Raw genomic sequence first — 22,004 nt, forward strand, 5'->3', positions numbered from 1 at the left:
GAGGAGTGCGTACCGCGCCCACCTGGCGCACGTGGCAGAGCCTCTCCCCGCTGCTGCGCCTGCTGATCCTCACTCAGCTCGCCTTCAATCTCGCCTTCTTCGCCGTCCTGCCCTTCCTCGCCGACCACCTGGGCACGGCGATAGGCATGGCCGGCTGGCTGGTCGGGCTGGTGCTCGGCCTGCGTACGTTCAGCCAGCAGGGCCTGTTCGTGGTCGGCGGCGCGCTGACCGACCGGTACGGCGTACGGCCGGTGGTCCTCACCGGCTGCGCCCTGCGCGTCGCCGGTTTCGTCTGGCTCGGCCACGCGGAGCGGACCTGGGCGGTCATCGGCGCGGTCCTGCTGATCGGCTTCGCGGCGGCGCTCTTCTCGCCGGCCGTGGAGTCGGAGGTCGCCCGGCAGGCGGTGGCCAGGGAGGAGGCGGGCGAAGGCCCCAGGACCGAGATCCTGGCCCTGCTCACGGTGGCGGGACAGGCCGGCGCGTTCGTCGGGCCGCTGCTGGGCGGCCTGCTGCTCGCTGTGGACTTCCCGACGGTCTGCCTGGCCGGTGCCGGGGTCTTCGTGCTCGTCCTGGCCGGACACTGGCGGCTGCTGCCCCAGCGCATCCCGGGCCGTGTCCGGGTCCGGCCCGGCGGCCTGCGGCTCATGCTCGGCAACCGCCGGTTCCTCGCGCTGTGCCTGGCGTACGGCACGTACCTCCTCGCGTACAACCAGCTCTACCTCGCCCTCCCCGCCGAGGTGGGGCGCGCGGCGGGCTCCCAGGCGCCGCTGTCCTGGCTGTTCGCGCTGTCGTCGCTGCTGGTGGTCACCGCGCAGTTGCCGGTCACCCGCCGGGCCGACCGGCTCGGCCCGCGCCGCTCGATGGCCGCGGGGCTGCTGCTCATCGCCGTGGGCTTCGCCGTCGTGGCGGCGGCCCGGCCGGCCGGGTGGACGGGAGCGGCGGGCCTGCTGCCCGGGGCGGGCTTCGTCGTCCTGCTCACGCTCGGCCAGATGCTGGTCGCCCCGGCCGCCCGAGCCTGGGTCCCCGACCTCGCCGAACCCGGCCGGCTCGGCCTCTACACGGGCGCGATGTCGTCCGTCTCGGGCCTGATGGTCCTGCTCGGCAGCTCGGCGACCGGCACCCTCCTCGACGCCGGCCTCCCGGTGGCGGTGCCCTGGCTGGTCCTCGCGGCGATCACGGTGGCGGCGGTGGCGGTGCTGCCACGCCGTCCGCGCCGGGCGGGAGACGAGGACCGGGCCGCGTGACGCCCTGCCACGCAGGCCATGCGGGCAAGGGCGGGGCCGGCCGTGGAGCGGCCGCGGGCGTCCTGACGCCCGTCGGCGCACGGGTCTGTGCGCCGAGGGCCCCGCGCACCGGTCACACCGCGTCGCCCGCGCGCGACATCCGCAGCGCCAGCTCCCGGAGCAACTGCTCCGACGTGATGTCCGTCCGGCCGCTGTCGTGGGCCTCCGCGAGTTCCGCGAAGACGTAGGTGAACGCCCCGATCAGCCGCATCACCGAGGGCAGCGCCGCCTCGGTCACCGCGTGGGCGGCCTCCAGCGCGGTGGCTTCCTCCCGCACCGGGACGGACGGGAAGACCTCGGCGAGCAGCGCGGCGATCTGGCCCGTGCCCGGGTCCTCCCCGAGCGGGTCGTCGCCACCCGCGTCACCGGCCTCCACCTGCCGGCGCCACTGCGCGGACCGGGTCAGGATGCCGATGGCCCTGAGGACGACCTCGTTCTGTTCCACGGACCGAGGTTGATGCGGCCCCTCGGCCCGGCCCACGCCGTTCCCGCACCCGCGGGGCCGCTCCCGGCGCGGACCGGCCGCTCGCCGCCGGTTGTGGCCTCCGTCCCCGAGTGGGCAGCGGTGTCGCCCCGACCGTGGGGCCGTGTCGGTGGAAGTGGGGAAAACCCGGACGCGGCAAGGGAGTCGGACCTACTCTCGAGTTGTGTCCGGCGCGTCGGGGCGGGTGCTCGTTGTCGACGACAACAGAGTCATCCGACAGCTGATCAGGGTCAATCTCGAACTTGAGGGCTTCGAGGTCGTGACCGCGGCCGACGGTGCCGAATGCCTGGACGTGGTGCACCGGGTGCGGCCCGACGCCGTGACGCTCGATGTCGTGATGCCCCGCATGGACGGGCTGGCCACCGCCGCCCGGCTGCGCGCCGACCCGCGGACCAGCGCGGTGCCGCTGGCGATCGTCAGCGCGTGTACGCAGTACGAGACGGAGGCCGGCCTCGCCGCCGGGGTGGACGCCTTCCTCGCCAAGCCCTTCGAGCCGTCCGAGCTGGTCAGGCTCGTACGGCGGCTGATCCGCCGGGAGCGGCCCGAGCGGGCGGAGACGCCGGGCAGGCCGGGCGGCGGGGAGCGGCCGGGGAGCCCGGACGGGCCGGGGAATCCGGCGCGGCCGACGTCCCTGGAGGGCCGGCCGGGCGCCGGCCGGACAGCGGGCAGCGCAGGCGGCCGGCCTCTCATGTGACCGCATGGCGAAACCGGTTCGCCGGACCACCCCCCTCCTCCCATACGCTGGTCCCGTGACCCCCGCCGAGCTGTCCCGCACCGTGCTGCACGCCGTCTCCCGCGCGGTCGAGGACGAAGCCCTCCCGGGGCCCGTGCCCGAACGCGTCGTGGTCGAACGGCCGCGGCCCGGCGGCACCGGGGACTACGCCAGCAATGTCGCCCTGCGCATGGCCGGATCCGCCGGACGCACGGCCCGTGAGGTCGCCGAGATACTGCGCGCCGAGATCGTGCGCGCCGGGACCCTGCACCCCCGCATCGCGCGGGTCGAGGTGACCGGTCCCGGGTTCCTGAACTTCACCCTGGCCCACGACGGCCACGCCGACCTGGTGCGTACCGTCCTCGCGGCCGGTACGCGCTACGGGCACGGCGACGCGCTGGCGGGGACGATGGCCGTCTTCGCCCCGGCCGGCGAGCTGCGCGCCGACGTGTGGACCGAGACCGTCGTCCTGCTGCTGCGCTCGCAGGGCGCCACCGCGGTCGTCCACCCGGGCGGCGACGAGGTCACCCGGGTCGTGCCCGCGCGCCCCGGTGACGACCTGGCCGTCGGCGGACTCTTCGACCGGCTCGGGCCCGACGCCGCCCGGTGGGCACTGCTGCGGCCCGCCGCACACGACCGTCCGTACGGCGGCGACGGGAACGACGCGAGCGGCGGCCGGAGCAACGGGGGAGTGTCCGGAGGAGCGGGGAACGACGGCCTGCTCGTCCAGCGCGAGAGCAACCCCCTCTTCCGCGTGCGCTACGCCTACGCCCGCACCCGTGCCCTCGCCCGTAACGCCGACCGGCTCGGCATCGCTCCCCGGTACACGCCCCACACCACGTCCCACGACCCCGCCGCGGCCCCCCTCCTCACCGCCCTGGGCGACCACCCCGCCGTCCTGGAGGCCGCGGCCCGGCTGCGCGCACCCGACCGGCTCGCCCGCCACCTCGAACACACGGCGGACGCGTTCCTGCGCTTCCAGCAGAGCAGCCGGCCGCTGCCCCTCGGGGACGAGAAACCCTCGGCCGCCCACGGCTCCCGGCTGGCGCTCGCCGACGCCGCGGGGACCGTGCTGGCCGGCGGCCTGTCCCTGCTCGGCATCGACGCCCCCGAACACCTCTGAGCCGCACCCGGCACCTCCGGTCCGCTCCCGGCCGCCGGGGCCCGGATCCCCGTACCTCACCGGGGCCCGGGTCCCACCGGAACACGGTGGGGACACCGACGGGACACGCCGGGACCGGAACACCGCCGAGCGGCGCGGAGAAAGCACGAGAGAGTACGAGAGAGCAACGAGATGAGCCGTTCCGCACACCCCGCAGGACCCCGGCACGCCGATATCCACCCCGAGGGCCACTACACCGCCCCGGCCGAGGACCTGAACGCGCTGGACGAGAAGGTCTGGTCGCGCACGGTCCGCCGGGCCGACGACAGCGCCGGTGTCGTGTCCGTCGCCGGCATCGAGGTGACCCGGCTGGCCGAGGAGTTCGGCACCCCCGCCTACTTCCTGGACGAGGCCGACTTCCGCGCCCGCTGCCGCGCCTGGGCCGAGGCCTTCGGCCCGGACGCGGACGTGTACTACGCGGGCAAGGCGTTCCTGTCCCGCGCGATCGTGCGCTGGCTGACGGAGGAGGGGCTCAACCTCGACGTGTGTTCCGGTGGCGAGCTGACCACCGCGCTGGCCGCCGAGATGCCCGCCGAGCGCATCGCCTTCCACGGCAACAACAAGTCCGCCGCCGAGATCGAGCGGGCCGTCTCCGCCGGCGTCGGCCGGATCGTGCTGGACTCGTTCGAGGAGATCGTGCGGGTCGCGCACACCGCGCGGCGCCTCGGCCGCCGCCAGCCCGTGCAGATCCGGGTCACCGTCGGCGTCGAGGCGCACACGCACGAGTTCATCGCCACCGCCCACGAGGACCAGAAGTTCGGCATCGCGCTGGCCGGCGGCCAGGCCGCCGAGGCCGTCCGGCGGGCCCTCGGCCTGGACGGGATCGAGCTGACAGGCATCCACTCGCACATCGGCTCGCAGATCTTCGACATGGCGGGCTTCGAGGTCTCCGCCCGCCGCGTCGTCCAGCTCCTCGCCGAGGTGCGCGACGAGCACGGCGTCGAACTGCCGGAGATCGACCTGGGCGGCGGCCTCGGCATCGCGTACACCTCCGAGGACGACCCGCGCGAACCGCACGAGATCGCGAAGGCCCTCCGCGACATCGTCACCCGTGAGTGTGAGTCCGCCGGACTCGCCACCCCCCGTATCTCGGTCGAGCCCGGCCGCGCGATCGTCGGCCCCACCGCCTTCACGCTGTACGAGGTCGGCACGGTCAAGCCGCTCGAGGGGCTGCGGACGTATGTCAGTGTGGACGGCGGCATGTCCGACAACATCCGCACGGCCCTGTACGACGCCGAGTACAGCGTGGCGCTCGTCTCCCGCCGGTCCGACGCCGAGCCGATGCTCACCCGCGTCGTCGGCAAGCACTGCGAGAGCGGTGACATCGTCGTGCGGGACGCGTTCCTGCCCGCCGACCTCGCACCCGGTGACCTGGTCGCCGTGCCCGCCACCGGTGCGTACTGCCGTTCGATGGCGAGCAACTACAACCACGCGCTGCGGCCGCCCGTCGTCGCCGTGCGGGACGGTGTGGCCCGGGTGATCGTCCGGCGGGAGACGGAGGAAGATCTTCTGCGACTGGATGTCGGAGACTGAAATACACGTCTCGCAATCTGGACGGAGGGCAGAAACTCCCGTTCGGTGCGTGAGACTGGATCGCGACACGACGATCGCGACATGACGACGGCCGCGAACGACGGCCGCGAACGACGGCTGTGTGGGATGAAAGGCGTGGATCGGATGATGCGTACGCGTCCGCTGAAGGTGGCCCTGCTGGGCTGTGGCGTGGTCGGCTCCGAGGTGGCGCGCATCATGACGACGCAGGCGGACGATCTCGCCGCGCGGATAGGCGCCCCGGTCGAACTGGCCGGAGTCGCCGTCCGCCGTCCCGACAAGGTGCGCGAGGGAATCGACCCGGCGCTCGTCACCACCGACGCCACCGCCCTCGTCAAACGCGGCGACATAGACGTGGTCGTCGAGGTCATCGGCGGCATCGAGCCCGCCCGTACGCTCATCACCACCGCGTTCGAACACGGCGCGTCGGTCGTCTCCGCCAACAAGGCGCTGCTCGCCGAGGACGGCACGACCCTCTACGCGGCGGCCGAGCGGCACGGCCAGGACCTCTACTTCGAGGCCGCCGTCGCGGGCGCCATCCCGCTGGTCCGGCCGCTGCGCGAATCCCTCGCAGGCGACTCGGTCAACCGGGTCCTCGGGATCGTCAACGGCACGACCAACTTCATCCTCGACCGGATGGACACGCTCGGCTCCGGCTACTCCGAGGCGCTGGACGAGGCCACCGCGCTCGGCTACGCGGAGGCCGACCCGACCGCCGACGTCGAGGGCTTCGACGCCGCCGCCAAGGCCGCCATCCTGGCCGGGATCGCCTTCCACACCCGGGTGGGCCTGGACGACGTGCACCGCGAGGGCATCACGGAGATCACCACCGCCGACCTGGCCTCCGCGCAGCGCATGGGCTGCACCGTCAAGCTGCTGGCGATCTGCGAGCGGGCCGCGGACGGCCGGTCCGTCACCGCGCGCGTCCACCCGGCGATGATCCCCCTCGGCCACCCGCTGGCGTCCGTGCGCGAGGCGTACAACGCGGTGTTCGTGGAGGCCGCCGCGGCCGGACAGCTGATGTTCTACGGACCCGGCGCGGGCGGCGCGCCGACGGCTTCCGCCGTGCTCGGCGATCTCGTCGCCGTCTGCCGCAACAAGGTCGCCGGAGCCGTCGGGCCCGGCGAGTCCGCGTACACCCAGCTGCCCGTGAGCCCCATGGGCGAGGTGGTGACGCGGTACCACATCTCGCTCGACGTGGCCGACAAGCCGGGCGTGCTCGCCCAGGTGGCGACGGTCTTCGCCGAGCACGGCGTGTCGATCGACACGGTCCGTCAGACGGGTAAGGACGGCGAGGCGTCCCTCGTCGTCGTCACCCACCGCGCGCTGGACTCGGCCCTCTCCGGGACCGTCGAAGCGCTGCGCGGGCTCGACACCGTGCGCGGTGTCGCGAGCATCATGCGTGTTGAAGGGGAGTAAGGGACCCATGACCAGCATTGGCACCCACCAGTGGCGGGGCATCATCGAGGAGTACCGGGACCGCCTCCCGGTGACGGACACGACGCCGGTCGTCACGCTCCGCGAGGGCGGCACGCCGTTGGTGCCCGCGCAGGTGCTGTCCGAGCGCACGGGCTGTGAGGTGCATCTCAAGGTCGAGGGCGCCAACCCGACCGGCTCGTTCAAAGACCGTGGCATGACCATGGCCATCACCCGGGCCAAGGAGGAGGGCGCGCAGGCCGTCATCTGCGCCTCCACCGGCAACACCTCGGCCTCGGCGGCGGCGTACGCCGTACGGGCCGGGATGGTCTGCGCCGTCCTCGTCCCCCAGGGCAAGATCGCGCTGGGCAAGATGGGCCAGGCGCTGGTCCACGGCGCGCGGATCCTCCAGGTCGACGGCAACTTCGACGACTGCCTCACGCTGGCGCGGTCGCTGGCCGACAACTACCCGGTGGCGCTGGTGAATTCGGTCAATCCGGTCCGTATCGAGGGGCAGAAGACGGCCGCCTTCGAGATCGTGGACGCGCTGGGCGACGCGCCGGACATCCATGTCCTGCCCGTCGGGAACGCCGGCAACATCACCGCGTACTGGAAGGGTTACACCGAATACGCGGCGGACGGCGTGGCCGGCCGCACCCCGCGCATGTGGGGCTACCAGGCGTCCGGCTCGGCGCCGATCGTGCGCGGCGAGGTCGTCAAGGACCCGCGCACCGTCGCGACCGCGATCCGGATCGGCAACCCGGCGTCCTGGAGCTACGCGCTGGCGGCACGGGACGAATCGGGCGGTTTCATCGACGAGGTGACGGACCGACAGATTTTGTCCGCCTACCGGCTGTTGGCCGCGCGGGAGGGCGTCTTCGTGGAGCCGGCCTCGGCGGCATCCGTCGCGGGCCTGCTGAAGGCGGCCGAGGAGGGCAAGGTCGACCCCGGCCAGCGCATCGTCTGCACGGTCACCGGAAACGGCCTCAAGGACCCGGACTGGGCGGTCGCGGGCGCCCCGCAGCCGATCACGGTCCCGGTCGACGCGGTGGCGGCGGCGGAACGCCTCGGCCTGGGGTGACATAACTCACGACCGGCCGGCAGTGGCACGGCGTGCCCCGCGCGGCCACCGCGCCCGTTCCCCGTCGACGGCCGGCACCGGGCGGGGTCCGTCCGGCCCCGCCCGGTGCTGTCCGGATCCGCCCGCCAGTAGGGCGTACGGCCGGATCCTTGTCCTCCCGCTCCCGTCCGCGGGGGTGCTCCGGCGGCGGCCGGCGGCGGACAGGGCGTCAACAGCCGTGTCCCTGGCCCGTTCCGGGCCGGGGGCGGCGCCGGTCCGGCGGCTGTCCCCGCCAGATTCCCCCAGCCCCAGCGGGCGCGGGTGCGGGAGCGGACGGGCCGGAAGGTCGGACGACGGGACTCGGCGCACGCCAGGAGTGCGACACGCATCGTGCGCCTCCTGTGCGCCCTATGTCGCCATGCATCCATCCTTAGATAGGCTGTACCTAACCCGCCCGCCGCATATGCCGCGGTGTTGTTGCCTCCCGTGGCCCTCGGGTGTCCCGTACATCGTCGGACAACCCGCGGTTCACCACGTCTCGCAGTACGCAGTCCCCACCACGCAGCCACAAGGAGAGTCGTCGAAGCGATGGCCGGTCCCGCCTTCCGCGCCGCCGCCGTACGGGTGCGCACCCCCGCCACCAGCGCAAATCTCGGTCCGGGCTTCGACGCCTTCGGACTGTCGCTGGGGCTCTACGACGACGTGGTCGTCCGCGTCGCCGATTCCGGCCTGCACGTCGACATCGCGGGTGAGGGCGCCGACACGCTTCCCCGTGACGAGTCCCACCTGCTCGTACGTTCCCTGCGCACGGCCTTCGAGCTCCTCGGCGGCCAGCCCCGTGGCCTCGAGGTCGTGTGCGCCAACCGCATCCCGCACGGCCGCGGCCTGGGCTCCTCCTCCGCCGCGATCTGCGCCGGGATCGTCGCCGCCCGCGCCGTGACCATAGGCGGCGACGCCCGGCTGGACGACGCGGCGCTGCTGGAGCTGGCCACGGAGATCGAGGGCCATCCCGACAATGTCGCGGCCTGTCTGCTCGGTGGGTTCACGCTGGCCTGGACGGACGGCGGAGCGGCGCGCGCGATCAGGATGGATCCGGCCGAGTCCATCGTTCCGGTGGTTTTCGTGCCGGGGAGCCCGGTCCTCACGGAGACCGCCCGCGGCCTGCTGCCGCGCACGGTCCCGCACGTGGACGCGGCGGCCAACGCCGGCCGTGCCGCCCTGCTCGTCGAGGCGCTGACCAGGCGCCCCGAACTGCTGCTGCCGGCCACCGAGGACCGTATCCACCAGGACTACCGCTCCCCGGCGATGCCCGAGAGCGTCGCGCTGGTGAGCAGGCTGCGCGCGGACGGCGTACCCGCGGTGGTCTCCGGCGCCGGCCCCACGGTCCTGGCGCTGGTCGAGGACGGTGCGGCCGACAAGGTCGCACGGCTGGCGGGCGAGGGATGGGCGGCCAACCGGCTCACCCTCGACGACGCCGGTGCGAGCGTTCTGCCGCTCGGCTCGTAGCCCCAGGAGATTGCCGGTCAGGGAGAGGGGGAATGTTTGTTGGAGCCGGTAGTGTTAACCTCAAGTCTGCAACCGCCGTCATCGCGACGCGGTGCTTCGTGTCCCGATTCGGGACCACCCTTCTTCCGGGAGCCTCCTCAACTGCCTGTGCAGCCTGCCTGAGCAGTTTTGAGCACGCACCGGAACCGGCACGACACCCCCCGTTCTGTCCCAGCGGAGGGCCGAGCAGGGGGATCTCGGGCCGGAACCCATGGCACGTACGCATGTTTCTCCGCCGTACCCGGCGGGACCACCGCCCCGGCACGGTCCACAAGATGGGATCGCCGTCGGACAGCACAACCGGTCGCCGAGCCAGAAGGCCGACGTCCGCTCCAGGGAAGGACCCTTCGTGAGCGACACCACCGATCTGATGGGCGTGACTGCCGACAGCAACGTCGACAATTCCGCGCCCGCCGCAGGTGCTGCCACTGGCACCACCGCACGGCGCCGCCGCTCCGGCACCGGCCTCGAGGGCATGGTCCTGGCCGAGCTTCAGCAGGTCGCGTCCGGCCTCGGGATCAGGGGCACCGCGCGGATGCGCAAGAGCCAGCTGATCGAGGTCATCAAGGAGGCCCAGGCCGGAGCCTCCGCCGCGCCGAAGAGCGAGGCGGCCGGCGGCTCCGAGGACGGCGCCGCCAAGCCGAAGCGGCGCGCAACCTCCAAGGCCCGTACGGGTGAAGCCGCCGAGAAGAAGGCCGGCGAGCACCAGGTCGCGGAGCAGGAGCAGCAGGCCACCGCACAGCAGCAGATCGACATCCCCGGTCAGCCGGCCAGCGACGACCAGCCCACGGGCGAGCGCCGCCGCCGTCGGGCCACCGCCCAGGCGGGCAGCCCCGAGTCCAAGGCCGAGGGCCGGGCCGAGGCCGCCGGTGACGTCAAGGTCGAGGCGCAGCCCGACACCAAGGCCGAGTCCGCTGTCGCCGCACCCGAGCGGGGCGACGGCGAGGGCCGGCGCGGCGACCGCCAGGACCGCGGCCAGCGGGGCGAGCGCGACGGCCAGGGCGGCCGGGACCGCGGCGAGCGCAGGGACCGGCAGCGCGGCCGGGGCAAGGGCGACGACCAGCAGGGCGGCCAGCAGCAGGGCGGCGGCCGGCAGGGCGGTCGCGGGCAGCAGAACGCGCAGGACGACTTCGACGAGGACGGCGGCGGCCGGCGCGGCCGGCGCGGCCGTTACCGCGACCGCCGCGGGCGCCGCGGCCGTGACGAGTTCGGCCCCGAGCCGCAGGTCGCCGAGGACGATGTGCTGATCCCCGTCGCGGGCATCCTCGACATCCTCGACAACTACGCGTTCATCCGCACCTCCGGTTACCTGCCGGGCCCGAACGACGTCTACGTCTCCCTCGCCCAGGTCCGCAAGAACGGCCTGCGCAAGGGTGACCACGTCACCGGCGCCGTGCGCCAGCCCAAGGAGGGCGAGCGCCGCGAGAAGTTCAACGCGCTGGTGCGGCTGGACTCCGTCAACGGGATGGCGCCCGAAAGCGGCCGCGGCCGCCCGGAGTTCCAGAAGCTGACCCCGCTCTACCCGCAGGAACGGCTCCGGCTGGAGACCGACCCGGGCGTGCTGACCACGCGGATCATCGACCTGGTCGCCCCGATCGGCAAGGGCCAGCGCGGTCTGATCGTGGCCCCGCCCAAGACCGGCAAGACCATGATCCTGCAGTCCATCGCCAACGCGATCACGGTCAACAGCCCCGAGTGCCACCTGATGGTCGTCCTCGTCGACGAGCGGCCGGAAGAGGTCACCGACATGCAGCGGTCGGTCAAGGGCGAGGTCATCTCCTCGACCTTCGACCGCCCGGCCGAGGACCACACGACGGTCGCCGAACTGGCCATCGAGCGCGCCAAGCGCCTGGTGGAGCTGGGCCACGACGTGGTCGTCCTGCTGGACTCCATCACCCGCCTGGGCCGTGCGTACAACCTGGCGGCCCCGGCCTCCGGGCGCATCCTGTCCGGCGGTGTCGACTCGACCGCGCTGTACCCGCCCAAGCGCTTCTTCGGCGCCGCGCGCAACATCGAGGACGGCGGCTCGCTGACCATCCTGGCCACCGCGCTCGTCGAGACCGGCTCGCGCATGGACGAGGTGATCTTCGAGGAGTTCAAGGGCACCGGCAACATGGAGCTCAGGCTCGACCGGAAGCTCTCGGACAAGCGCATCTTCCCGGCGGTGGACGTGGACGCGTCCAGCACCCGCAAGGAGGAGATCCTGCTCGCCGGCGACGAGCTGGCCATCGTCTGGAAGCTGCGCAGGGTGCTGCACGCGCTCGACCAGCAGCAGGCGATCGAGCTCCTGCTGGACAAGATGAAGCAGACGAAGTCGAACGCGGAGTTCCTGCTCCAGATCCAGAAGACGACGCCCGGCGTCGGCAACGGGAACAACGGCAACGACTGAGGCGGGGCTGTCGCCGTACGGTGCGTACGGCGACAGCGGAACCCGCACCCGAACCGCCCCGGCGCAGCGCGCGCCGGGGCGGTTCGTCGTTCCCGCGTCCCTTAAGGGACCCTTATGCCCTCTACGTCATCGTTCGCCCGCCGCCGAGACCTTTGCCACAGGCCGAGGACGGCCGCGGGGGCGCCACTGAGCGGTCCGTACGGACAAAAGCGCAGGTGAGGACGGAAACGGCCGCCAGTGGCCGGACAGCGCCGCGTACGCGGACGCTCAGGAGCCGTTCAGGGTGCTGTGCCACGCTGCCTGATGCTTCACTGTCTGTACACGAGGTGACGGAGCCCGCCTCACCACCACGACAGGAGGCAGCCGGACCGGACCACGGACTGAGGGAGACCATGAGCCAGCGGATCAGCGGCCGAATAAACGGCGGCGGCAAGCGCCGCAGGACGCCCAGCAGGCGCCGACGTGTGACCACCGTCGTGGCCTGGTCGGTGGCGGGCCTGATACTCGTCGGCGGATCCGGGCTCGGTTACGTCTACGCCAAGCTCGACGGCAACCTGAAGGGCATCGACATCAACGCCCAGCTCGGCGGGGACCGCCCGGCGGACGCCGACAACGGCTCCCAGGACATCCTGGTCCTCGGCTCGGACTCACGCGCCGGCGCGAACGCCCGGTACGGCCGGGACGGCGGCGGCGCCCGCTCCGACACGGCGATGATCGTGCACGTCTACGAGGGCCACAAGAAGGCCAGCGTCGTCTCCGTACCGCGCGACACCCTGATCGACCGGCCCGCCTGCACGGACGCGGACGGCAAGACCGTGCCGGGACAGCGGGAGGCCATGTTCAACACGGCGTACGAGGTCGGCGGCCCGGCCTGCGCCGTGAAGGCCGTCGAGTCCATGTCCGGCATCCGGATGGACCACTACATCGAGGTCGACTTCACCGGCTTCAAGAAGCTCGTCACGCAGCTCGGCGGTGTGAAGATCACCACCACGCGGGCCATCGACGACCCCAACAGCCACCTGAAGCTCGCCCCCGGCACCCACACGCTCGACGGCGAGCAGGCCCTCGGGCTGGTACGGACCCGGCACGGCGTCGGCGACGGCAGCGACCTCGGCCGGATCCAGCTCCAGCAGGCGTTCGTCAAGGCCCTGATCGACCAGGTCAGAAGCGTCGGCGTATTCAGCAACCCCAAGAAGCTCTACGATCTCGCGAACACCGCCACCACCGCCGTCACCCCCGATTCCCAGCTCGACTCGGTCGACAAGCTGGTGGGCTTCGCGGGCGGCCTCAAGGACCTCGGGCCCCATGACGTCCAGATGGTCACGATGCCGGTGCGCTACGACCCGAACGACCCCAACCGCGTGCTGCCGCTCGACGCGGCGTCCCAGCGGGTCTGGTCCGCCCTGCGCGCCGACCGGCCGGTTCCGGCCTCGGCCGTCAAGAACTCGGCCGGTGACAAGGGCAGCGCGAGCCAGGTGGTGAAGGAGCACTGAGGACGGCCCGAGCCGGGTGGAATATCTCCGGGCGTCCCCCCGTTTTGGGAGATACGGCCGGTCCTGGCAGACTGGTACGTCGGTCCCGGTTCACGTACGCGCAACACGGCGCGTGCGACCCGGAGCCCTCCCGGAACTAGGAGAATCCCTTGAAGCGCGACATCCACCCCGCGTACGTCGAGACCCAGGTCAGCTGCACCTGCGGCGCGTCGTTCACCACCCGGAGCACCATCGAGAGCGGCACCATCCGCGCCGACCTGTGCTCCGAGTGCCACCCGTTCTACACGGGCAAGCAGAAGATCCTCGACACCGGTGGCCGCGTGGCCCGCTTCGAGGCCCGCTTCGGCAAGGCCGCCGGCTCCGGCAAGAAGTAGCGAGCCGCCCGCGCCGGTCCTCGGCGCCCCGTTCCCCGGGGCGCCGAGACCGGCGCTTTGGCGTGGTCGTGGGAAATACTCCCTCCGCAGCACCTTCGTACGAACCCAGGAGCCCCCGATGTTCGAGGCGGTCGAGGAACTGGTCGGTGAACACGCCGACCTGGAGCGCAGGCTCGCCGATCCGTCGGTCCACGCCGACCAGGCGCACGCGCGCAAGCTCAACAAGCGGTACGCGGAGCTGACGCCGATCGTCGCCACATACCGCGCCTGGCGGCAGGCGGGCGACGACATCGGGACGGCCCGCGAGTTCGCCGCCGCCGACCCCGACTTCGCGGCCGAGGTCAAGACGCTGGAGAAGGAGCGCGAGGAGCTGACCGAGAAGCTCCGCCTGCTGCTCGTCCCGCGCGACCCGAGCGACGACAAGGACGTGATCCTGGAGGTCAAGGCGGGCGCGGGCGGCGACGAGTCCGCCCTGTTCGCCGGCGACCTGCTGCGCATGTACCTGCGCTACGCCGAGCGCGTCGGCTGGAAGACCGAGATCATCGACGCCACGGAGTCCGAGCTGGGCGGCTACAAGGACGTCCAGGTCGCGGTGAAGACCAAGGGCGGCAACGGCGCCACGGAGCCGGGGCAGGGCGTCTGGGCGCGGCTGAAGTACGAGGGCGGGGTGCACCGTGTGCAGCGCGTGCCCGCCACCGAGTCTCAGGGCCGCATCCACACCTCCGCCGCCGGGGTCCTGGTGACCCCCGAGGCCGAGGAGATCGACGTCGAGATCAACCCGAACGACCTGCGGATCGACGTCTACCGCTCGTCGGGGCCCGGCGGCCAGTCCGTCAACACCACCGACTCCGCCGTCCGGATCACGCACCTGCCGACCGGCGTCGTCGCCTCCTGCCAGAACGAGAAGAGCCAGCTCCAGAACAAGGAGCAGGCCCTGCGCATCCTGCGCTCGCGGCTCCTCGCGGCGGCGCAGGAGGAGGCGGAGCGGTCGGCCGCCGACGCCCGGCGCAGCCAGGTCCGCACCGTCGACCGGTCCGAGAAGATCCGTACGTACAACTTCCCGGAGAACCGCATCTCGGACCACCGCGTCGGCTTCAAGTCCTACAACCTGGACCAGGTGCTCGATGGGGACCTGGACGCGGTGATCCAGGCGTGCGTCGACGCCGACTCCGCCGCGAAGCTCGCCGCGGCGCAGTGAGCGGCGGCGGTACGGTACGGAGCCGCCCGGACCACCGGCCTCACCAGGGCCACGTGCACCGCTCCGCACCCTCCCCGGTCCACCGGCACCACCCGTAGCATCCGCAGCGCAAGCAGCACCCGCACATCCCACACTCGCCGTCACTCGCAGTCCGGAGGAACCAGCGTGCAGCCACATTCCGGTGGGCACAGCGACCTTCAGCGGCTCCGCCGAGGCACCGTCCCCCGCAGCCTGCTGCTCGCCGAGGTGGCCCAGGCCACCCAGCGGCTGGCCGACGCGGGCGTGCCCTCACCGCGCTTCGACGCGGAGGAGCTCGCCGCGTACGTGCACGGCGTCAAGCGGGGCGAGCTGCACACCGTCGAGGACGGCGACTTCGACGCCCGGTACTGGGAGGCGGTCGCCCGCCGCGAGGCCCGCGAGCCGCTCCAGCACATCACCGGGCGGGCCTTCTTCCGCTACCTGGAGCTCCAGGTGGGGCCCGGCGTGTTCGTGCCGCGCCCGGAGACCGAGTCGGTCGTCGGCTGGGCCATAGACGCCGTACGGGCCATGGACGTCGTCGAGCCGCTGATCGTGGACCTGTGCGCCGGCTCGGGCGCGATCGCGCTGGCCATGGCCCAGGAGGTGCCGCGCTCGCGCGTGCACGCGGTGGAGCTGTCCGAGGACGCGCTCCGGTGGACGCGGAAGAACGCCGAGGGGTCCCGGGTCACCGTGCACCAGGGCGACGCGCTGAGCGCGCTGCCGGAGTTCGACGGCCAGGTCGACCTGGTGATCTCCAACCCGCCGTACATCCCGCTCACCGAGTGGGAGTACGTGGCGCCCGAGGCCCGTGACCACGACCCGGAGATGGCGCTCTTCTCCGGGGAGGACGGCCTGGACACGATCCGCGGCATCGAGCGCACCGCGCACCGGCTGCTCCGGCCGGGCGGACTGGTGGTGATCGAGCACGCGGACACGCAGGGCGGACAGGTGCCGTGGATCTTCAACGAGGAGTCCGGCTGGGCGGACGCGGCCGACCACCCGGACCTGAACAAGCGCCCCCGGTTCGCGACCGCGCGCAAGGCGACGCCGTGAGCGCCGCCCCCGCGGCCCCGGGCCCGCCCTTCTCCCGCCGACCCCTGTCCACCCCCGCCCCTTCCGTTTCTTCTTCCGCCTTGAGCACCCCGACCTCGACCACCTACACCGTGTACACGCACGAGGAGGCCCGTTAAATGGCACGGCGATACGACTGCAACGACGCGACCGACCGTTCCACGGGTCTGCGCGAGGCGGTGTCGGCCGTACGCCGTGGCGAGCTGGTCGTCCTGCCCACCGACACCGTGTACGGGATCGGCGCGGACGCCTTCAGCTCGGAGGCGGTCGCCGACCTGCTGGACGCGAAGGGCCGGGGCCGCAACATGCCCACGCCCGTCCTGATCGGCTCACCGAACACCCTGCACGGCCTGGTCACGGACTTCTCGGAGCAGGCGTGGGAACTCGTCGACGCGTTCTGGCCGGGCGCCCTGACGCTGGTCGCCAAGCACCAGCCGTCGCTCCAGTGGGACCTCGGCGACACCCGGGGCACGGTCGCGATCCGGATGCCGCTGCACCCCGTCGCCATCGAACTGCTCACCGAGTTCGGCCCGATGGCCGTCTCCAGCGCCAACCTCACCGGCCACCCGGCGCCGGAGAACTGCGACGCCGCCCAGGACATGCTCGGCGACGCCGTCTCCGTCTACCTCGACGGCGGCCCGACGCCCGGCAACGTGCCCTCCTCCATCGTGGACGTGACCGGCCGGGCGCCGGTACTGCTGCGCGCGGGGGCCATCGACGCGGAGGAGCTGCGCAAGGTGGTACCCGACCTCGAGGTGGCCAATTGACCGCCCCTGAGGGGCGTGGCATAGCGGAGACAGCACACACGGGCGCCGGGCACCACGGCGCCGGGGCCGACGCCTCCACCCGGACCGCCACCGGTACCGGCGCCGGCGCCGGAAACACCTTCCGCATCCTCCACGTCAGCACCGGCAACGTCTGCCGCTCGCCGATCACCGAGCGGCTGAACCGGCATGCCCTGAGCGCGCGCCTCGGCGAACGCCTCACGGGCGGCCTGATCGTGGAGAGCGCGGGCACCTGGGGGCACGAGGGCGCGCCCATGGAGGCCAACGCGGAGACCGTCCTCGGCGACTTCGGGGCGGACGCCTCCGGTTTCGTCGGCCGCGAACTGCTCGACGAGCACGTGATCCGCGCGGACCTGGTCCTGACCGCGACCCGGGACCACCGCGCGCAGGTGATCTCGATGGGGCACTCGGCGGGGCTGCGCACGTTCACGCTGAAGGAGTTCACGCGCCTGGTACGGGCCATAGACCCGGCGACGCTGCCGGACCCGCTGGACGACGGCGTGGTCGAACGCGCCCGCGCCCTGGTACGGGCGGCGGCGGCGCTGCGCGGGTGGCTGCTGGCGCCGACGCCGGAGGCGGACGAGGTGTACGACCCGTACGGGGCGCCGATCACGTTCTTCCGGTCCATCGGCGACGAGATCCACCAGGCGCTGGACCCGGTGGTGACGGCGCTGACGGGCGTCCCGGCGGCCTGACGGGCTCCCGCCGGGCAGGCGCGCGGCCCGGCCGCGTCCCACGGGGTACGGCCGCGCGGCGCGGCTCCGGCGCGCCTACATTGGATGGCAAGTACCTCCCGAGGTCCGGAGTTCGCCATGCCGGTCGTCAGCCCCGCCAGCGCCCCTCCCGACGCCCCCGCCGGCCCCCGTCCGCCGGGCGGCCCGGCCGGCGCGGACCTGTTGCTGCGGGCGGATCCGGAGATGGCCGAAATCATCCTCGGGGAGGCGCACCGGCAGGCGGAGGGCCTCCAGCTCATCGCCGCCGAGAACTTCACCTCGCCCGCCGTCCTCGCGGCCCTCGGTTCACCCCTCGCCAACAAGTACGCCGAGGGCTATCCCGGCGCCCGCCACCACGGCGGCTGCGAGCTCGTCGACGCGGCCGAGCGCGTCGCCGTGCGCCGGGCGAGCGCGCTGTTCGGGGCCGAGCACGCCAATGTGCAGCCGCACTCCGGCTCCTCCGCCGTGCTGGCCGCCTACGCCGCGCTGCTGCGGCCGGGGGACACGGTGCTGGCCATGGGGCTGCCCTACGGCGGGCACCTCACACACGGGGCGCAGGTGAACTTCTCCGGGCGGTGGTTCGACTTCGTCGGGTACGGCGTCGACCCGGTCAGCGGCCTCATCGACTACGACCGGGTCCACGCCCTGGCGCGCGCCCACCGGCCCAAGGCGCTCGTCTGCGGATCCATCTCGTACCCGCGCCACATCGACTACGCGGCGTTCCGGGCGATCGCGGACGACGTGGGCGCGTACCTGATCGCGGACGCCGCGCACCCGATCGGCCTGGTCGCCGGGGGAGCCGCGCCCAACCCCGTGCCGTACGCGGACCTGGTGTGCGCGACGACGCACAAGGTGCTGCGCGGGCCGCGGGGCGGGATGATCCTGTGCGCGGAGCAGTACGCGGCCCGGGTGGACCGCGCGGTGTTCCCGTTCACCCAGGGCGGCGCGCAGATGCACACGATCGCCGCCAAGGCCGTCGGCTTCGGTGAGGCGGCCACACCGGCGTTCACGGCGTACGCGCACCAGGTCGTGGCCAACGCCCGCGCGCTCGCCGCCGCGCTGGCGGCGGAGGGCGTACGCATCACCACCGGTGGTACGGACACCCATCTGATCGCCGCCGACCCGTCACCCCTGGGGGTGGACGCGCGGGCGGCCCGTGGCCGGCTCGCGACCGCCGGGCTGGTGCTGGACACCTGTGCGCTGCCGGAGGCGACCGGGGCGTCCGGCCGGGGCGTCCGGCTCGGCACCGCCGCCGTGACCACCCAGGGCATGACGGAGACGGAAATGGCGCGAATCGCTGCCCTCTTCGTCGCGGCGCTGCGTGCGGACGGTGAGGACGCGTATGGCGTCCGTGCCGAGGTGCGTGAGCTGGTGGGGCATTTCCCGCCGTATGGAAGGGTTCCCTGAAGGGCCGAGCGGGCCGTCGCGTCAGTACGGCCGGATGTTCCCGTATGCCAAGGGCGTGGCCGGGAAGACGTGCAACCAAGCTCTTCGGCCACTCGTCCTCTTTGATATCTCGTTCATATGGTGACTCCGAATCCGACCGGGGCTCCCGCGCGGGCTAGGGTGTGGGGCTGAGATGGCCAGCGATTCCTGTGGGGCAGCCCGTGCGTGATTACCTGCTGACGCTCTGCGTGACGGCTGCGGTGACCTATCTGCTGACCGGCCCGGTGCGTAAGTTCGCCATCGCGACCGGAGCGATGCCGGAGATCCGCGCCCGAGACGTGCACCATGAACCGACACCGCGGCTCGGTGGCATCGCCATGTTCTTCGGGCTGTGCGCCGGACTGCTGGTCGCGGACCACCTGCAGAACCTCAACGGGGTCTTCGAGCTCTCCAACGAGCCCCGCGCGCTGCTCTCGGGTGCCGCGCTGATCTGGCTGGTCGGCGTCCTGGACGACAAGTTCGAGATCGACGCCCTGATCAAGCTGGGCGCGCAGATGATCGCCGCCGGTGTGATGGTGATGCAGGGTCTGACGATCCTGTGGATCCCGGTGCCCGGCGTCGGGATGGTCTCGCTGACCGACTGGCAGGGCACCCTGCTCACGGTCGCGCTGGTGGTGATCACCATCAACGCGGTGAACTTCGTGGACGGTCTCGACGGCCTCGCCGCCGGGATGGTGTGCATCGCCGCCGCCGCGTTCTTCCTGTACACGTACCGGATCTGGTACGGCTACGGGATCGAGGCGGCCGCCCCCGCCACCCTGTTCTCGGCCATTCTGATCGGCATGTGCGTGGGCTTCCTGCCGCACAACATGCACCCCGGGCGGATCTTCATGGGCGACTCGGGGTCGATGCTGATCGGACTGGTGCTCGCCGCGGGCGCGATCTCGGTGACGGGCCAGGTCGACCTGGACGCGCTGAAGGTCTTCGAGGGGTCGAGCCGGGAGGCCACGCACGCCGCGCTGCCGGTGTTCATCCCGCTGCTGCTGCCGCTGACGATCATCGCGATCCCGTTCGCGGACCTGGTGCTGGCCGTCGTGCGCCGTACCTGGAACGGCAAGTCGCCGTTCGCCGCCGACCGCGGCCACCTGCACCACCGGCTGCTGGAGATCGGCCACTCGCACAGCAGGTCCGTGCTGATCATGTACTTCTGGTCGGCGCTGATCGCCTTCGGTGTGGTCGCGTACTCGGTGCACTCGGCGTCGATGTGGATCCTGCTGATCGTCGTCATGCTGAGCGCGGTGGGCCTGGTGCTCCTGCTGCTGCCGCGGTTCACACCGCGGGTGCCGCTCTGGGCGCAGCCCTTCGTACCGCCGCGTTACCGGCGCCGGGCACGGCCGCTGGAGGGCCAGGAAGCCCAGGAGTGCCAGGAGCCCGGTGAGGCCGGTGAGCCTGGTGCGGCCGTCGCCGCGGGCGAGGTGGCGACGGGAGCCCCCCGGGCGCCGCACGGGGAGCACACACATGTTCCAGCGGGCGTCAACGGAGCGACCGCCCTGAGCGCCCATTCGCGTTTTCCCGACCGCCGGAAGGCCGGCTCCCGCCCGTGAGTGAGGGTCATACGCCTCAGCAGGCCCCTCTACCACACAACTCTCCGTTGCGTGGCGCACACACGCGCAGGATCACCCTCATGTGTGACGGTTGGCACACCTCGATGGTAAAGTCCGCATCAAATAGTTTGTGATACTGTTCACGAAGCCCGGCATCGACGCCGAAGAACTTGTGTACGACGGTTCGTTGGCCCGGGAAACTTCCTCCCGGACCGGGCCTACGCTCGTCCATGACGACACCATCTGCCCCACCCATTCAGCGGAGCTGCCGCCATGCCGTCCAACGACGTCCGGAACCTCCTCCACACCGCCGTGCCCACTGCCGCCGTCGGCGCTGTCGCCGCCGTGATCAGCGGGGTCGTGGCGGGCGGCAAGGGAGCTCTGGGCGCGGTTGTCGGCGCGCTGGTGTGCATCGTGTTCATGGGCATTGGGATGGTGGTGCTCCAGCGGACGGCGAAGTCGCTGCCGCAGCTCTTCCAGGCGATGGGGCTGATGCTCTACACCGCCCAGCTGCTGCTGCTCTTCATCTTCGTGGCGCTGTTCAAGGACACCACGCTGTTCCACCCGAAGGCCTTCGCCTTCACCCTGATCGCGGCCACCGTCGCCTGGGTCGCCGCACAGGCGCGCGCCCACATGACGGCCAAGATCGCTTACGTCGAACCCGAGTCCTCGACGGCCAAGAGCGCCGAGAAGACCGGAACGTCGGCGTGAGAGGTAGGGCCGGGATAAGTGCCTGTTCGGGAAACTGCTATCGTCCGGTGCCAACTGCGGCATTGCGGGCGCGGGCATCCGAGCTGACGCCTGTACTCACGCGAGGCTTGGAGCCCGAGAGCCGCCGCCCCCACACCTGTAAGACCTGTCCGGTGCCGACCCGCGGCCGTGCGCCGCACCGACACAACGAGGTTGCCGTACCTATGCGCCACGCTGAAGGAGCCCGCGGTGAGTGCTGACCAGACGACGCTCGCCTTCGACTGGAGTTGCCGCATCATGGCCGATAACGGCTGCGGCTTTCCGGCTCCGGGCCTGCACTCCTTCCTATTCAAGCCGATCTTCGAGGCCGGCGGCTTCTACTTCAACAAGACGATGCTGCTGGCGCTGCTGACCTCGCTGGTCGTGGTGGGCTTCTTCTGGATGGCCTTCAGCAAGCCGAAGCTGGTGCCCGGCAAGATCCAGATGATCGGCGAGGCCGGCTTCGACTTCGTCCGCAAGGGCATCGTCTACGAGACGATGGGCAAGCGCGAGGGCGAGAAGTACGTCCCGTTCATGGTCTCCCTGTTCTTCTTCGTCTGGGTCATGAACATCTGGTCGGTCGTGCCGCTGACGCAGTTCCCGGTCGCGTCCGTCATCGCCTACCCCGCCGGCCTCGCGATCATCGTCTACCTGATGTGGATGTCGGTGACCTTCAAGCGCCACGGCTTCGTCGGCGGCCTGAAGAACGTCACCGGCTACGACAAGTCGCTCGGCCCGGTCCTGCCGCTCGTCGTGGTCATCGAGTTCTTCTCGAACGTCCTCGTCCGGCCGTTCACGCACATGGTCCGGCTCTTCGCCAACATGTTCGCCGGTCACCTGCTGCTCGTGATGTTCACCGTCGCCAGCTGGTACCTGCTGAACAGCTGGTTGATCCCGGCCGCCGGCGTCTCGTTCGTGATGACCATGGCGATGATCGGCTTCGAGCTCTTCGTCCAGGCCATCCAGGCGTACGTGTTCGTCCTCCTGGCCTGCACCTACCTCCAGGGCGCGCTCGCCGAGCACCACTGAGC

The 22,004-nt window shown here is 71.9% G+C and carries 19 protein-coding genes; 18 read left to right on the forward strand and 1 reads right to left on the reverse strand.

Features of this window, described 5'->3' with window-relative positions:
- Positions 1 to 5 precede the first annotated feature (5 nt).
- Entirely contained in the window at positions 6 to 1,244 is a 1,239-nt protein-coding gene (locus tag ACU6P3_RS23880; protein WP_447194044.1) for an MDR family MFS transporter, read from the forward strand.
- Between the two features lie 112 nt (positions 1,245 to 1,356).
- On the opposite strand, the gene ACU6P3_RS23885 is transcribed toward ACU6P3_RS23880, so the two are convergent.
- On the reverse strand, positions 1,357 to 1,728 hold the full coding sequence (locus tag ACU6P3_RS23885; RefSeq protein ID WP_447194045.1) for a hypothetical protein: 372 nt from the start codon (positions 1,726 to 1,728) through the stop codon (positions 1,357 to 1,359).
- A gap of 202 nt (positions 1,729 to 1,930) precedes the next feature.
- Between ACU6P3_RS23885 and ACU6P3_RS23890 the strand changes: the two genes are divergently transcribed.
- The 17 genes from ACU6P3_RS23890 to atpB all read left to right on the forward strand — a co-directional run bounded on the left by ACU6P3_RS23890 (position 1,931) and on the right by atpB (position 22,002).
- On the forward strand, positions 1,931 to 2,461 hold the full coding sequence (locus ACU6P3_RS23890; protein ID WP_447194046.1) for a response regulator: 531 nt from the start codon (positions 1,931 to 1,933) through the stop codon (positions 2,459 to 2,461).
- A 55-nt stretch (positions 2,462 to 2,516) separates the two neighbouring features.
- Entirely contained in the window at positions 2,517 to 3,602 is a 1,086-nt protein-coding gene (nrtL, locus tag ACU6P3_RS23895; protein ID WP_447194047.1) for an ArgS-related anticodon-binding protein NrtL, read from the forward strand.
- Between the two features lie 171 nt (positions 3,603 to 3,773).
- The gene (gene lysA, locus ACU6P3_RS23900; RefSeq protein ID WP_447194048.1) at positions 3,774 to 5,174 is read left to right on the forward strand and encodes a diaminopimelate decarboxylase; all 1,401 of its coding nucleotides are present in this window, start codon (positions 3,774 to 3,776) and stop codon (positions 5,172 to 5,174) included.
- A 147-nt stretch (positions 5,175 to 5,321) separates the two neighbouring features.
- Positions 5,322 to 6,611, forward strand: coding sequence for a homoserine dehydrogenase (locus tag ACU6P3_RS23905; RefSeq protein WP_344268810.1), 1,290 nt, complete (start codon positions 5,322 to 5,324; stop codon positions 6,609 to 6,611).
- A gap of 7 nt (positions 6,612 to 6,618) precedes the next feature.
- Positions 6,619 to 7,689, forward strand: coding sequence for a threonine synthase (thrC, locus tag ACU6P3_RS23910; RefSeq protein ID WP_447194049.1), 1,071 nt, complete (start codon positions 6,619 to 6,621; stop codon positions 7,687 to 7,689).
- A gap of 567 nt (positions 7,690 to 8,256) precedes the next feature.
- A complete protein-coding gene (gene thrB, locus ACU6P3_RS23915) occupies positions 8,257 to 9,174 on the forward strand; it encodes a homoserine kinase (protein ID WP_447194050.1) in 918 nt (305 codons plus the stop codon).
- A 388-nt stretch (positions 9,175 to 9,562) separates the two neighbouring features.
- The gene (gene rho / locus ACU6P3_RS23920; RefSeq protein WP_447194051.1) at positions 9,563 to 11,602 is read left to right on the forward strand and encodes a transcription termination factor Rho; all 2,040 of its coding nucleotides are present in this window, start codon (positions 9,563 to 9,565) and stop codon (positions 11,600 to 11,602) included.
- A gap of 392 nt (positions 11,603 to 11,994) precedes the next feature.
- Positions 11,995 to 13,095, forward strand: a complete 1,101-nt coding sequence (locus ACU6P3_RS23925) for an LCP family protein (protein WP_447194052.1) — start codon at positions 11,995 to 11,997, stop codon at positions 13,093 to 13,095.
- A gap of 149 nt (positions 13,096 to 13,244) precedes the next feature.
- A complete protein-coding gene (rpmE, locus tag ACU6P3_RS23930; RefSeq protein ID WP_030753907.1) occupies positions 13,245 to 13,469 on the forward strand; it encodes a 50S ribosomal protein L31 in 225 nt (74 codons plus the stop codon).
- A gap of 118 nt (positions 13,470 to 13,587) precedes the next feature.
- Positions 13,588 to 14,667 carry a peptide chain release factor 1 gene (gene prfA / locus ACU6P3_RS23935; RefSeq protein ID WP_447194053.1) on the forward strand — a complete coding sequence of 360 codons (1,080 nt, stop codon included), beginning with the start codon at positions 13,588 to 13,590 and terminating at the stop codon, positions 14,665 to 14,667.
- Positions 14,668 to 14,898: 231 nt separating this feature from the next.
- Positions 14,899 to 15,738, forward strand: a complete 840-nt coding sequence (prmC, locus tag ACU6P3_RS23940) for a peptide chain release factor N(5)-glutamine methyltransferase (protein ID WP_199814100.1) — start codon at positions 14,899 to 14,901, stop codon at positions 15,736 to 15,738.
- Positions 15,739 to 15,875: 137 nt separating this feature from the next.
- Complete coding sequence (locus ACU6P3_RS23945) at positions 15,876 to 16,523, forward strand: L-threonylcarbamoyladenylate synthase (RefSeq protein WP_344268484.1); 648 nt, start codon at positions 15,876 to 15,878, stop codon at positions 16,521 to 16,523.
- Positions 16,520 to 17,236 carry an arsenate reductase/protein-tyrosine-phosphatase family protein gene (locus ACU6P3_RS23950; RefSeq protein WP_447194054.1) on the forward strand — a complete coding sequence of 239 codons (717 nt, stop codon included), beginning with the start codon at positions 16,520 to 16,522 and terminating at the stop codon, positions 17,234 to 17,236. Before ACU6P3_RS23945 ends, ACU6P3_RS23950 begins: the two co-directional genes overlap by 4 nt.
- Positions 17,237 to 17,353: 117 nt before the next feature.
- Positions 17,354 to 18,661: a serine hydroxymethyltransferase gene (gene glyA, locus ACU6P3_RS23955; protein WP_447194055.1), complete on the forward strand. Its 1,308-nt coding sequence runs from the start codon at positions 17,354 to 17,356 to the stop codon at positions 18,659 to 18,661.
- A 200-nt stretch (positions 18,662 to 18,861) separates the two neighbouring features.
- Positions 18,862 to 20,244 carry an MraY family glycosyltransferase gene (locus tag ACU6P3_RS23960; RefSeq protein WP_447194056.1) on the forward strand — a complete coding sequence of 461 codons (1,383 nt, stop codon included), beginning with the start codon at positions 18,862 to 18,864 and terminating at the stop codon, positions 20,242 to 20,244.
- A 273-nt stretch (positions 20,245 to 20,517) separates the two neighbouring features.
- Positions 20,518 to 20,955: a Cg1360 family ATP-synthase-associated protein gene (locus tag ACU6P3_RS23965; protein ID WP_447194057.1), complete on the forward strand. Its 438-nt coding sequence runs from the start codon at positions 20,518 to 20,520 to the stop codon at positions 20,953 to 20,955.
- 228 nt (positions 20,956 to 21,183) lie between these two features.
- Positions 21,184 to 22,002 carry a F0F1 ATP synthase subunit A gene (gene atpB, locus ACU6P3_RS23970; protein WP_514414738.1) on the forward strand — a complete coding sequence of 273 codons (819 nt, stop codon included), beginning with the start codon at positions 21,184 to 21,186 and terminating at the stop codon, positions 22,000 to 22,002.
- Positions 22,003 to 22,004: the final 2 nt, after the last annotated feature.

This window comes from Streptomyces hebeiensis (assembly GCF_052983195.1).